At 69.1% G+C, this 13,100-nt stretch carries 9 protein-coding genes; 1 reads left to right on the top strand and 8 read right to left on the bottom strand.

The window, feature by feature from the left end; all coding sequences use genetic code 11:
* Positions 1 to 150: 150 nt before the first annotated feature.
* Positions 151 to 870: a hypothetical protein gene (locus tag ON43_RS35000; RefSeq protein ID WP_083913971.1), complete on the top strand. Its 720-nt coding sequence runs from the start codon at positions 151 to 153 to the stop codon at positions 868 to 870.
* A 71-nt stretch (positions 871 to 941) separates the two neighbouring features.
* On the opposite strand, the gene ON43_RS34995 is transcribed toward ON43_RS35000, so the two are convergent.
* From ON43_RS34995 to ON43_RS34955, 8 genes are all read right to left on the bottom strand, one after another.
* Positions 942 to 2,138 (bottom strand): N-acetylmuramoyl-L-alanine amidase, encoded by a 1,197-nt coding sequence (locus ON43_RS34995; protein WP_040814473.1) that lies wholly within the window; start codon positions 2,136 to 2,138, stop codon positions 942 to 944.
* A 220-nt stretch (positions 2,139 to 2,358) separates the two neighbouring features.
* A complete protein-coding gene (gene trxA, locus ON43_RS34990) occupies positions 2,359 to 2,697 on the bottom strand; it encodes a thioredoxin (RefSeq protein ID WP_040814471.1) in 339 nt (112 codons plus the stop codon).
* A gap of 11 nt (positions 2,698 to 2,708) precedes the next feature.
* Complete coding sequence (trxB, locus tag ON43_RS34985) at positions 2,709 to 3,692, bottom strand: thioredoxin-disulfide reductase (protein WP_040814469.1); 984 nt, start codon at positions 3,690 to 3,692, stop codon at positions 2,709 to 2,711.
* 110 nt (positions 3,693 to 3,802) lie between these two features.
* Positions 3,803 to 4,735 carry an RsmA family anti-sigma factor gene (locus ON43_RS42950; RefSeq protein ID WP_051179640.1) on the bottom strand — a complete coding sequence of 311 codons (933 nt, stop codon included), beginning with the start codon at positions 4,733 to 4,735 and terminating at the stop codon, positions 3,803 to 3,805.
* Positions 4,736 to 4,836: 101 nt separating this feature from the next.
* Positions 4,837 to 5,385 carry an RNA polymerase sigma factor SigM gene (gene sigM / locus ON43_RS34970; RefSeq protein WP_040814467.1) on the bottom strand — a complete coding sequence of 183 codons (549 nt, stop codon included), beginning with the start codon at positions 5,383 to 5,385 and terminating at the stop codon, positions 4,837 to 4,839.
* Positions 5,386 to 5,633: 248 nt separating this feature from the next.
* Positions 5,634 to 9,449, bottom strand: a complete 3,816-nt coding sequence (murJ, locus tag ON43_RS34965) for a murein biosynthesis integral membrane protein MurJ (RefSeq protein ID WP_245568878.1) — start codon at positions 9,447 to 9,449, stop codon at positions 5,634 to 5,636.
* Between the two features lie 545 nt (positions 9,450 to 9,994).
* Positions 9,995 to 12,517 (bottom strand): DUF6049 family protein, encoded by a 2,523-nt coding sequence (locus ON43_RS34960; RefSeq protein WP_040814465.1) that lies wholly within the window; start codon positions 12,515 to 12,517, stop codon positions 9,995 to 9,997.
* The gene (locus tag ON43_RS34955; protein ID WP_040814463.1) at positions 12,514 to 13,068 is read right to left on the bottom strand and encodes an NUDIX hydrolase; all 555 of its coding nucleotides are present in this window, start codon (positions 13,066 to 13,068) and stop codon (positions 12,514 to 12,516) included. The genes ON43_RS34960 and ON43_RS34955 overlap by 4 nt, the downstream gene beginning before the upstream one ends.
* Positions 13,069 to 13,100 lie beyond the last annotated feature (32 nt).

The raw sequence follows: 13,100 nt of genomic DNA, 5'->3' as shown, positions 1-13,100 counted from the left end.
CCCGAGGGTCCTGGCGGAAACGTCACTGTGACGTTCGGGGTCAACGGCCCTGGAGAGGCGTAAAGCGTTGATCGCTTATTCTTTTTGGCGAGCACCTTTTGAACTGGCGTGAGTGTGGATGAATCGGACAGCTGGAGGCTGAGCAGAGCGGTGTCGACCAGCGTGACCGCACTTACCCTCGGCGGACTCGACAAACTTCCGGTACATGCGCGACGGTGCGTGTTCTGGGAGATCGATCCGGCGGTGGCGGCGGATTCCCATGACTTCAGCGACCCGACCTTCGAGAAGGAGGCCTGGCTCTCCACCGTGATGCTGCAGTGGGGTTCCTGCGGGCAGGTCGCCATGGTGGAGGACAAGTCGGCCGGCTGCGCGCTGTACGCGCCGCCCAGCGCGGTGCCGCGGGCCGGTCTGTTCCCCACCTCCCCCGTGAGCCCGGACGCGGTGCTGCTGACCACGCTGAGCGCCGAAATGCCGTTCCAGGACACCGACATAGCCCATCAGCTGATCCAGGCCGTGGTGGCCGATCTGGTGCGCCGCGGTGTCCGGGCCATCGAGGCGTTCGGCATTCGCAAGGATCCGCCGACGAATTCGATGCCGGCCATCGGATCCATGACGCTGCGCGAGCGGATCGGCTCGCCCCGCCGCTCCCCCAGCCCGGCGCCGTCCGGGTGCTCGCCCGAGCAGTGCATGATCGAGGCCGACTTCCTCGAGGACGTCGGTTTCAAGGTGGTGGCCTCGCATCACCGATTCCCGCGGCTGCGACTGGAATTGGATCACGAGCACCTCTGGAAGGAAGACGTCGAGCGCGCGCTCGATCAGCTCCTCGCGGCGGCGGAGCTCACCATGCCGACCCGCATCGCCACCCGCTAGATCGGAACGGCTCCCCTACGAAAAACCCCTCCGGCCCGAATGGGTTGGAGGGGTTTGTTTCATGTGAAACATCAGAGCCGGTCTGCGGCCGCCAATTCCTCTGCGAGCAGTTCGGCGAATGTGTAAGTCCCCGTGGGCTGGTCGTCCTGGCCGAGCAGGTACAGCCGCTTGACCGAGATCAGGATGGCCTCGGCGATCACATCGCGCATGCGCGGGTTGGTCAGCACCGACGCGTCGTAATCGTTGGTGAGGTAACCGATGTCGACCTGAACCGTCGGCATCTTGGTGAGCCGCAACAGATCCCAGGTGCGCGGGTGGGTCCGGCAGTCCTGCAGCGAGGTGCGTGCCACGATCTCGCGCTGGATGAACCCGGCCAGCACCTGCCCGATCATGGAGGTCGAGCCGTGCGAGTTACCGAAGTGGAAGCTGGCCACGCCGCTGGCGGAACCGCTGTCATTGCTGGCGCAGCGCAGCGAGATCATCAGGTCGGCGTCGAAGGTGTTGGAGGTCTCCGCCCGCTCGGCGTCGGAGGGGTTGGCGCCCCACGGCCGCGAGAGGAAGGTCTCCATACCCGTTGCGGCCATGCGTCCTTCGAGGCGGCTGGCCAGATCCCAGAGGATCTCGGATTCGTAGACGTCACCGAATTCGGTCGGCACCGCGGAGCCCTTGTCCGGCCCGCCCAGGCCCGGATCAATGACAATGCGCTTGCCGGTGAGCTGCGGCCCGGCCCGGTGCACAACTTCTTCCTCGGCGATGCGGTGCGGGTTGCCGCCGGTGACGCGCGCGCCCAGCAGGTCCAGCGAGCGCAGCGTGTCCGGACCGCAGATGCCGTCGGAGGACAGGCCGATCTCACGCTGGAACGAGGTGAGCGCGTCGTGGGTGTGCGGCCCGAAGTAGCCGTCCACCCGGTGCACGTAGAAGCCCAGGTCCTGCAGTCGCCGCTGCAGGGTGGCGACATCGTCGCCGTACAGCGGGGCGGAGAGCTGGTAGATGAGGGTGCGCGCGCCGAGCCGGTAGGAGGCTTCCTTGAGCGCGCGGTAGGTGGCCGGGCCGACCACGCCGTCGACCAGCAGGCCGCGGTGCTGCTGGAAGGCGCGCACCGCGGAGTCCAGATCATGGTCGAAGGTCGCGTCGGCGTCCTTCCAGTACTCCCCGATCGGACCCGACGGGTCGGTATTGGGGTGGGAATGCAGGAACCCGAGGCTTGCCAGGGTGCTCCGAACCTCTGCTACGGCTGGTCCTGTATCGCCGTGACGAAGTCGGTGCATGCGTGAGAGCCCTTTCCTTCCGCCAACCCGGGTACCCACTCATGCGGCGGTTCACACCTTCGCACGACCGGAGCGTCGAATGATTGTTTCAGACCCGGACCGAATTTCGGCAACTGTCGAGTGCAGGCATCCTAACCCCGGTGCCGGGGTCAGGGGCCGAAGGCGGAAGCTCACGCGAAACACGGGAGCCCCGCCAGCGCCGAAATTCTATCCAGCGTCGTTAAAGAACTTCTTGCAGTTCACGCAAGAGGGCCGCTTTGCCCTTTGCGCCCACGATCCGCTTGGTCTCCTTGCCGCCCTGGAACAGGACCATGGTCGGCAGCGACAGGATGCCGTAGTGGCTGGCGGTCTCCGGGTTGTTGTCGGCGTCCAGCTTGGCGATGGTGATCTTGTCGGCATTGCCGGCCGCGATCTCCTCGAGCACCGGGGCGACCATCTTGCACGGGCCGCACCAGGCCGCCCAGAAGTCAACGAGCACAGGCTTTTCGCTGAGCAGCACCTCATCGGCGAAGGTGGCGTCGGTCACCGTCTTGGTGGCCGAGGTCTTGGCGTCGGACATTGCCTTGCTCCTTAGTTGTTCACTTCCACCGGCGCACCGGCGTGATCGAGGGTGTTGGTGGTGATGTCACCCTGGTCGGCGAGCCAGCGCTCGGCGTCGATGGCCGCGCGGCAGCCGGTGCCGGCGGCGGTGATGGCCTGCCGGTAGGTGTGGTCGACGAGGTCGCCGGCGGCGAAGACGCCCGGCAGCGAGGTGTAGGTGCTCTGGCCCTTGACCTCGACATAGCCCTCGCCGTCCAGATCGACCTGGCCGCGCACCAGTTCGCTGCGCGGGTCGTGGCCGATGGCGACGAACAGGCCGGTGGCCGCCAGCGACGAGTTCTCGCCGGTGCGGGTGTCCCGCACGGTCAGGCTGGTGACGCTGTTATCACCATGCACCGCAACGACTTCCGAGTTCAGCAGGAAACGGATCTTGTCGTTGTTCTTGGCGCGCTCGAGCATGATGCGGGAGGCGCGGAACTCCTCGCGGCGGTGGATGATGGTCACCGAGCTGGCGAACTTGGTGAGGAAGGTCGCCTCCTCCATGGCCGAGTCGCCGCCGCCGACCACCACGATGTCCTGACCCTTGAAGAAGAAGCCGTCGCAGGTGGCACACGCGCTGACACCGCGGCCGAGCAGTTCCTGCTCGCCGGGGACGCCGAGGTAGCGGGCCGCGGAACCCATGGCGAGGATCACGGCGTAGGCCTCGAAGACCTCGCCGCCGACGGTCACCTTCTTGATCCGACCGCTCAGGTCGAGCTCGTCCACGTCCTCGGTGCGGATGTCGGCGCCGAAGCGCTTGGCCTGCTCCCGCATCTCCTCCATGAGGTCGGGGCCCATGATGCCCTCGCGGAAGCCGGGGAAGTTCTCGACCTCGGTGGTGGTCATGAGCGCGCCGCCGAACTGGGTGCCCTCGAAGAGCAGGGGTTCGAGTTCCGCTCGGGCGGCGTACACCGCGGCGGTGTACCCGGCCGGACCGGAACCGACGATGATCAGGTCGCGAACAGGCGTGCTCAAGGTGGCCCTCCGAAGCAGTTGTGCAGATTGGCTCGAATTAGTCGAGCGTGAGCGTGTCGGTCAACAACAGCCTAAACGCTGTTGTTCCCGCGCCTGTTCGACCTCGGATGTCAGCCGATATCGGCGCGTTGGAGCACCTGCGGATGGCCTGGGCCGCAGGCGGTTCCGAGCACGGCCGCGGTGATCTGCGGCGGTTTGGGCCCCGGGAGCAGCACCAGCACCGCGGGTGTGCCGGAGAACACAACGGTTTTCGCGCCGAGTACCTGGTGGTCGAGCCCGGCCGCCTGCAGGCACGTGGTGAGGGCGTCCCCTGCGGCCAGCGGCCCGGTGATGTCATGGCGGCCCATGGCGGTCAGCAGGACCGTGGGCGGCATGCTCGCGTCCAGTGTGGCGTCGGCGGCGAGTTTGGTGCCGGACGTCGCCGGGTGGGTGCCCAGGGCGTCCACGGCGACCACAGCGCCCGCGACGACCGCCGCGACGGCAGCGGCGACGGTGAGCCAGCGCAGGCGGCGGGACGGGCGCTCCAGCGGCGCCGGCTCGCCCGCTTCGGCGAACTCCTCGGGCTCGGGTTCGTGCTCGTCGAGCTCGCGCGGGTCGAGCCGCCCGGTATCGAAAATGGCGGAGCCGTTGAGAATCGGCATGGGCGCGGTGGCCGCCGGGGCCGGATGGGTGGAGCGGACGACCGGTGGCGGGGCGACCGGCAGCCGCGTGACGGTGGCGAGTCGTTCGGCGGGGCCGTCACCGCGGTCCGGAGCGTCCTTGCCGACGGCGAGATCGGCGATCATGGCCTCGAGCCGGTCGGCCACCTCGGGCGGCATGGGATGGGCGATGTGCTCGTCGCGGCCGAGGTCGCGCAGGCGGTCGTCGACGCGGTCGAGCGCGTCGAGATAGCGCATGGCCTCCGGGTCCTGCCGGACCGCGGGCCAGAGCCGTTCGGATTCGTCGGGCGGGAGCACACCGCCGTGCAGATCGGCGAGCAGCTCGGTGGAGAAGGGCGGCGTGGGCACGGTGGTACCCGCGAGTGCTCCTCCTGTTTCCTCCATTGCCCCTCCAGGGCTTTCGTGTGGAATCGCAGACCTGTCTTTGTATCTGACGCAGCGGAACCGTACAAGGTTCCACCAATATTGCGGTGTTCTACCGGAATTCAGGTGTTCATCGAGCGGAGGTGCGCTTCGAGTCGCCGCCGTCCCCGCGCGCACCGGCTCTTGACCGTGCCCTCCGGAATGCCCAGCAGCGCAGCGGCATCGGCGATCGAGTAGCCCTCGAGCTCCACCGCGACCAGGGCGGTGCGCTGCTCGGCGGGCAGTTGGAACAGGGCCGCGTCTACCAGCAGGCTGGCCTCGAGCGCCGCGAAATCGTCGCGGGGGCAGCGCGGTTCGTCCGCTTTGTCCTCGGGCAGCGGTTCGGTGCGGCGCAGCTTGTTGCGGCGGATGCGGTCCAGGCAGGCGTTGGTGACGATCCGGTGCAGCCAGCTGCGCACCTCGGCGTCACCGCGGAAGGCGGCGGCGGCCCGGTGCGCGGAGAGCAGGGCGTCCTGGAGCGAGTCGGCGGCGTCCTCGTGACCGTAGGAGGCGCGTAGCGCGGTCTGCCAGAGGTGGTCGTGGTGGCGGCGGATCAGTTCGGCGAAGGCGTACGGTGCGCCGTCGACGTGGGCGGCCAGCAGGTCGCGATCGCTGACCTGCCGTGCATTCACGAAGTCGTTCGCTGAAGACAGTTCGTTCGCTGACGACAATGCATCCCCTCGGACAGGTGGAGAGTACGCAAGATCATATCGACGATAACGATTCGGTAGCAATGGATCGCGCGAAAAAAGCCCTGGTAGGCGGGCTGTTCGGGCGAATCGGACGGATGAGAACCGTCGGAATGTGCGGGCCGGGTGTGGTCACCGACCGGTGTCGAACTGGGTGTCCCCCGGTGGAGCGGGTCGAGCCGAGCGTGGAATTACGGCGCCGATTCGAAGCGGACTTCGGCGATCGAGGACTGGAACTGTCCCCCGTTGTTGGCGAGCTGGGTGATCCAGATGAGCACGTACCGGGCGGGCTGGTCGGCCCGCACCGGGATCTCGGTGGTGCCGTCGCCGAGCATCGCCGACCCGATCAGCTGGGTCTGGTCCAGGGTCGGCGAGGCGGTCGGCGAGGTGCGGATCTCGACCTGCGTTCCGGGCGCGGGCGATTCGATGAGCACCTTGGTCAGCTTGCTGGGGCTGCCCAGGGTGCTCAGCACGCCCACGCCCTTCTTCAGGGCCGGGAACTGCTGGAAGTAGGCGTCGGTGCGCCAGGTGGTGGCCGGATTGTTGTCCAGCACCGCCCCGACGCTGCCGACATTGTCCGGGGTGCCCTCCGGGGAGAACACCGTGGCGCCGGTGACCGGCACCGGCACGCCGCCCGTGGCCGGGGCGCCGGCCGGGGTCTGGGACGAGCCCGGGCCGGGCGGCGGGGTCGCGGACGTGGTGAGGCCGATATTGCGCTGTTCGTTGAGCGGCGCGTTGGAGGAGCCGGGCGCGAACACGCTCAGCAGCCACCAGATGATGACGCCGACCACCAGCGCTGCCAGCACGCCCAGTCCGACCAGGATCCACATCATCCGCTGCGAGCGTTCCTTCTCGGCGGCGAGCAGTTCCGGATCGGCGAGGGTCTCGTCGGGCGCGCTCGGCGGCTTCTGACCCAGCCGCAGCACCGGGATGAAATCGGTCTTCTGATCGACCACCGACGCCTGCTCCAGCACGTGCTGGACGGTGGCGGCGGTGCGCACGCCCTTGTTGGACTCCAGCGACCGCACCGCGACCGCGGAGATCTCGAAGGGCACCTCGGGCCGAATCGTCCTGGGCTCCACCGGGGTTCCGTCCGGCCCGAAGTCGGCCAGCGGCAGCCCGCCGACGGTGACCGCGCTGCCGGAGATGCCACCGGGCCGAATCGGCCAGTGGGCGGTGATGAGCGCGTAGAGCATGGCGCCGAGACCGCGCACATCGGACTGGGCGTCCGAGTCCGACAGCGTGCCGGGGAAGGCCAGCACGGCATCGCCGGAGGCGCTGATCCGCACCCGGTCCGGATGGTCGATGGACAGCGAACCGCCGCCGCGGTGGGCCATTTCGGCCGCCGCCGCCAGCGCCCGCACCGCGCGCGCCGCGCCGATGGGCGAGGGCACGGTGTCGGCCATCTCCTTGAGCGAGCGGCCGGGCGTCCATTCGGCCACCACGATGCCGCCGGAGGAGCCGCGCACCACGTCTAGCACCCGCGCCAGGCCTGGCGAGTTGATCCGGCCCAGTCTCAGGGTGCGGGACAGAATGGCCTGCGGCCCATCGTGTCCGGAGTTGTCGGTGGCCTGCTGATCGGCGTCGACGAAGGTGAGGGCGACCTCGCGGTCCAGCTTCACGTCGAGGGCCTGCCAGAACTTGAGTCCGCGCGCGCCGCCGTGGCTGGCCAGCAGCCGGTACCGGCCGCCCGCCACGGACGCACCGGGCAGCAGCTTGGGGCCGCGCTGGATGCGCTTGCTCGGCGATTCCACCCGCATGGGCGGCATCATCGGCGAGACGGCCTCGTACACACCGGTTTCGGGACCCAGATGATCCTCTTCCTCCGGTAGGTTCTCGGGTTCCGCCCGATCGCCGCTGCCGCCGGAGCGGGCTGCGGATTCCGCACGGCCACCGGATTTTCCGCCGGACTCGCCGGGCGGAGGGGTGTCCGTGGAGAGCCCGCCGCCCGCGGCCGATGCGGATTCGGCGGCCGGGACACTGCCCGCCGCGTCGTCGCTCACCCTGGTTCCTCCTTCGCCGTGGTGTGTCGAAGACCGATGTGTCGGAGCCGGAACCGCCGCGTCGGCATCCGATGTCATGCGGAAACCACTCTCCTGTTTGCCGCGGGAACCGTCCGCGGGCATGCCGGATCGGGCAGTTGCGTTTGCCTGCGGAACAGGGTACGGGAACTCGCCCGTCCCGGTGATGTCAACCGCATCGGGCCGGATGACGGGCAGCACCATGGTCTGCGCGTCGAGGTACGGGTCGAAGCGGTAGTAGTACGGCGCGGCGCGCAGATCCGGCTTGGGCAGCAGGGTGGTCTCATGGATGTCCTCGAGCGGCGTGCCGTCGAGATCGAGATCCGGTGCGGGCGGCGTGAAGCCGAGCCGGCGCGAGACGGCGACGGTGATGGCCACGATCTCGGGAATACCGAGCAGCCGCATCAGGCCGAAGGCCACGCCGAACATGACGATGGCGGTGAGTGTGACCCGAATGATCGAGCCGATGCCGCCGAAGGACTCCGAAAGCCGGTTCAGCCCGATGACCTTGTCCACGATGAGCATCACCGCGCCGCCGGCCGCCGAGGACAGCACCACCCGGCTGATGGTGCGCTCAACATTGGTCATGCGCAGATCGCCGAGGCTGCGGTGCAGCAACCAGCCGCCGATGAGGGCGCCGGCCGCGAAGCCGAGGCCATTGGCCGCGCCGAGCGCGACGACCACCATGTCATCGGAGAAGAACACCGGAGCCAACAGCGACAGCACGATTTTCACGCCGGTGATGCCGAGGATGATCCAGGTTGGTGTCCAGGCCTGTTCACGCGCGTAGAACACGCGCAGGTGAATCAGCACCAGCGCGTAGGGAATCAAAGTGAACGCCGACCAAGAAACGGCCTCGCCGAGCCGGTGCGCGTCATGCGCGCCGAAGCGGCCGTACGACAGCAGCGCGGTGCCGATCTGCGGTCCGGCCAAAGTCATGAAGGTGACGATGGGGATCAGCGCGATCATGGTGAGCCGGGTAGCGGTGCCGAGATCGTCAACCACCGCGGGCGTGTCGTCGGCGGCGGCATTGCGCGAGAGTCGCGGCATGATCGCGGTCAGCAGCGTTACGCCGAGCACGCCCCACGGCAATTGCAGCAGCAGCCAGGCGAATTGGTAGATGGCCGGACCGGCGGTGTCCACGCCGGACAGCACGCGGGTGCTGACCATCCAGCCGATCTGACTGATCAGCACATAGAGGATGATGGCCGCGCCCATGGTGCCGAACTGCTTGAGCCGCGCGTCGACTCCCCACAGCGGCCGCAGATCGATGCCCTCGTGCCGAATTGCCGGGAGCAGGTTGGCGACCTGGACGACGACGCCGAAGGTGACGCCGATGCCGAGCAGGAGCAGTTTCGGCTCCCCCATCCGGACCGGGTCGAGGGTGATCTCACCGGGCAGCAGCCAGTAGACGATGAGCACCGCCAGCACCACGAGATTGTTCAGAACCGGTCCCCACGCACCGGGTTTGAACACCTGATGGGTATTGAGGATCGCCATGAGCAGTGCCGACATGCCGTAGAGCAGGATGGCGGGCAGCAGCAGATAGGTGAGTGCCGTGGTGAGCGGCGAGTTCACCTTGCCCTCGTCGGGTACCAGCAGGCTGGTCAGCAGGGGCGCGGAGACGAGCGCGATGACGGTGCCGATGCCGAGGACCGTGAACGCGGCCGTGCACAGCCGCCGGACGAAGGCCGCACCGCCGTCCGCATCCTCCTTTTCGGCACGCACCAGAGTAGGCACGACGATCGCGGTGAGGACCGCACCGAGCAGCAGCTCGGAGATCATGGCGGGCAGGGTGCTGGCGACCGTGAAGGCCGAAGCGATGGCCGGGCCGAGCACGGTCAGCAGCAGCAGCTGCTTGCCGAAACCGGTGACGCGACTGAGCAGGGTGGCGATGGCCATCGACCCGGAGTCGCGGACGAGCTTGGCGTTCGAGTTGTCCGGCTTCTCAACGACTTCCGCGGTCGCCGCGGACTGGCGCGGCATGACCTGTCGCTGGGCTCCACTCGGCGGTCCCGGTCGCGGGTTCGACATCGGCGGCGTCGGGTAGCGCTGGGGGCCGGGGCCGGGCGGGCGATTGCCCTCGCCGCCCTGGTGTCCCCAGTGGTAGCGCTCCTCGGGCGGGATGCGTCCCGCCGCGGGATCGGGTCGTCGTCCCGGCTGCTGCGGTGGCTGCTGCCGGGGTCGGTGCATGATGGGTCCGGATTCGGGTCCGGGCGGCACCTGCCGTTGCGGACCGGACGGTTGACCCGGATAGGGACGTCCCGGATTCCCTTGCGGATTACCGGGAACCGCGCGTTGCTGGCCGGAGGGCGGATACTGCTGACCCGGTACCCGGGGCTGCTGTCCGGAGGGCGGGTACTGCTGGCCGGGTACGCGGGGCTGCTGCCCCGAGGCGGGTCCCTGCGGTCGGCGCGGCACACCGCGTTCGCCGGGTACACCGCGTTCCCACGGGGCCGAGGGCGCGCGCCGTGGTGGCGGCCCGTCCGGTCCCTCGGGTCGGCCGGATGAGCGCGGCCCGCCGTACTCGCTCACCGTGCCTCCTGTCGTTTCAACTCCCGCTTACGCGCGCGCCTGCTCTGCCGTGTGCTCGGGTCGAACCCCTCGTCGGCCGGGTCGGACTGGCCGCGGAAGCGGTGCCAGAGTCGGCGGCCGACCAGCAGGAGCAGCAGTGCGCAGGCGCACGCAGTAATTATTGCCAACACCTGACCGTAGGCGTTGGATCGCACCGATACCGACACCGCATTGCCGAGCGGCACGCCGTCGGGTGTGGTAAGTCCGATGGGAATGACCAGGTTTCGGCTGTCGGAAACCTCGGTCGGGATCTGGAAGGATCGATTTCCCTTGGCAGGCAGCTGCTGTTCGCCGATATCGGTGATGTTCGTCTCGGCCGGGGCGTCGATCTTGAAGCGCACCCGGATGGCCACCGGCAGGTCGTTGCGGGCCACCAGCAGCAGCGGGCTCTGCTCCGAGGCGAGGGTGTAGACGCCGCCCGGCGGCAGCACGGTCACCGATCCGAACAGGTTGTCCACGGTCTTGGTGGTCTGGTCCAGGCGCCGCTGGGCGGTGGTGTCCGCGGCGGCGGGTCCGGCCCGGCGGTCGGACAGGGTCAGCACCCGGATCAGGTCGTCGCGCAGCGGCGTGAGGAAGTCGTGCGGGCTGAGTTCCTGCTGCGGCACGTCCACCAGGGCGCTCATCAGCTCGGTGATGCGCTGGGCCTGCTGGTGCACGGGTTCGGTGAAGTGCGCGGGCACCGCCTCGTCGGCGGCGGTGCTCAGGTAGTCGAGCCCGTAGGGCTGCGGATCCGGCTGCTGCGCAAGCAGTTCGGTGAGGGGCCGCGGGGTCGCGAGATTGTTCTTCAACAGCAGGTCCAGCTGTCCGAGCACGGCGGAGGCCTCGTCGCGGTTGGCGCCCCACTGCTGCGGCGGCACCAGCAGCGCCGAACGCGGCCGCCCGGGTTGCGGATTCAGCGCGGTCCAGGCGATGGCGCCCAGCGCGTCCTGCAACCGGGCCGCGCGCGAGTCGACGGTGACGTCGTAGCGGACCTTGTCCGGGGTGAAGGGCGGTGTCGGCGGGTTGGATCCGATGGCGGCCAGCGCGGTCGCGGCCCAGATGTCGAAGGTGACCCCGTGCAGGTCGGTGGGCACGGGCGGCGGTGTCGCGCCGGCGGCGGGCGGCAGGGTCACGTCGGCCAGGTTCACCACGTCGGGCGTGCCCGCTTCGGTGGCGGTGGCGGTCGCGCCCGGGGCGGCGGGGGTCTTGGTGGAGGTGAGGTTGGAGCGTCCGTCGCCGGTGGTGACCGCGCTGTCGGCGAGCACCGCGCTGGTGAATCCGTGGTGCGCGAAGAGTGTCGCGCCCTCGGTGTCCACGGTGCCCGCGTCCGGAACGGCCACGCCGCGCAGCGATTTCACCGAGAGCAGCTCGTCGACGCGATCCGCGGGCGCGTTGAGCGCCCGGTCGGCGAGGGTGACATCCCCCACCGCGGCCAGCGCGTTCGGGTCGACCTGCGCGAACGGCAGTGCCACCACGCACATTCCGTGCGCGAGCGCCTTCAACCGTTCCAGCCAGGCCTTGGCGGCGTGGGTGCCGGTGCCGGTGCGGGTGGGCCCGTCCGGATCCGACGGGCTGGCCAGCACCAGATAGTCCCTGGTCATATCCGACACCGTGTTGAGCAGGTCCGGGTCCACGGCCAGGCAGATGGCGTTGACCAGGGTGCGGTCGCGGCCGCTGTCGGGTTTGACGATGCTCTCCAGCGCCGACAGCAACTGGTCGAGCCGCCCGCCCTGGGCCAGTGACGCGGCCAGATCGTCGTCGGTGAGCAGTGCCGGTCCGTCCGGTGAGCCGGGCCGTCCGGCCACCAGGCGGGGCCGATCGGCCAGCGGCCACAACATGGTGGTGGCCACCGGCGGTGCGTCGGCGACGGGTGTACCGGACTGGGCGGCGGCGGGTTTGGCGTCGGCGCCGCCGGGCACGCCGAGCACCGGCAGCAGGAAGCGGGCGTCGTCGAGGCGGGCCTGGCCGCCGTAGGCGGGCTGCCCGTTCACATTGAGCAGCAGCGGGTACACGCCCGGCGCGGTGATGTCGACCGACGAGATTCCGCTGGGCAGTTCGGTTCCCGAGCGCAGGGCGACGGTGAGGCTGAACTGCTTGCGCTGCCCGGGCGTCAATCGCTCTGCGACATCCTGGAATTCGCCGTTGACGTCGTAGTTGATCTGGTCCAGCCGCAGCGCCGAGCGCAGCCCGCTGGGGCTGGTGACCGCCGCGCCGCGCTGGATGCGCACGCTGACGTCGTCCACCGGCCGGTCGCCGATATTGGTGACGGTCCCCGACACCACGAAGTAGGGGTCGCTGGTGGCGGTGACGGCGGTGGGCGTGACCGAATCCAGCGACAGTTTCAGGAATTTGGGCCCGCTGGACTGTCCGTTCCCGCTGCCGGTGGGTTCGGCGGCGGCAATGGGCGTGCCGATTCCGGGTCCGAGCCCCAGTGTCGTGAGCACCGCCAGCATTACCGCGACGAGTGAAAGCAGCGTGCGCTGCGATCCCGCACGCGTCATTGTCTGCCGTTCTCCATCCGGTCGATCAGCCGGTTGGCTACCTCGGCCAGCCTGCGTTCGTCAGCGTAGGCCAGCCGGGAATCCAGTTCGCTCAAGGGAACCCAGGCCACCTTGGTGACCTCGACGTCCGCGTCGGAGAGTTCACCGCCGAGCGAGCGCATCAGATAGTGGTGCACGGTCTTGTGTACCCGCCGGCCCTCGGTGACGAACCAGTAGTCGATGCTGCCGAGTTCGGCGACCACGGTGCCGTGGATGCCGGTCTCCTCCTGCACCTCGCGAATCGCGGTCTGCTCGGCCGTCTCCCCCTCTTCGATATGCCCCTTGGGCAGCGACCAGAGCAGTCGTCCGCGCCGATCGGTCCGGCCGATGAGGGCGGCGCAGCGCTTTTCGCTGGGGCCGTCGAGCCCGTCCACCACGAGGCCGCCCGCGGAGGTCTCGCGGACGGTGCGCATGCGCGGTTTCGCCGCGCCGGTGGATTTGGCCGCATTGCCGCCCGAACCGCGCCGCCGAGGCTGGCGGCGTCGACTGTTCGCGCGATCGGCCGGGGACACTGCGCCAGTCTATAGGTGATGACCGCTACGCC

The organism is Nocardia concava NBRC 100430 (assembly GCF_000308815.1).
Taxonomy (GTDB): domain Bacteria; phylum Actinomycetota; class Actinomycetes; order Mycobacteriales; family Mycobacteriaceae; genus Nocardia; species Nocardia concava.
The sequence above is the reverse complement of the archived record's forward strand: the minus strand, read 5'-3'. Positions and strand labels throughout refer to the sequence as shown.

Coding starts and splice junctions, on each gene's coding strand:
- ON43_RS34995 (WP_040814473.1), bottom strand. CDS start 2,138: ATGCACCGACTTCGTCACGGCGATACAGGACCAGCCGTAGCAGAGGTT.
- trxA (WP_040814471.1), bottom strand. CDS start 2,697: ATGTCCGACGCCAAGACCTCGGCCACCAAGACGGTGACCGACGCCACC.
- ON43_RS42950 (WP_051179640.1), bottom strand. CDS start 4,735: ATGGAGGAAACAGGAGGAGCACTCGCGGGTACCACCGTGCCCACGCCG.
- murJ (WP_245568878.1), bottom strand. CDS start 9,449: ATGCCGCGCCAGTCCGCGGCGACCGCGGAAGTCGTTGAGAAGCCGGAC.
- ON43_RS34960 (WP_040814465.1), bottom strand. CDS start 12,517: ATGACGCGTGCGGGATCGCAGCGCACGCTGCTTTCACTCGTCGCGGTA.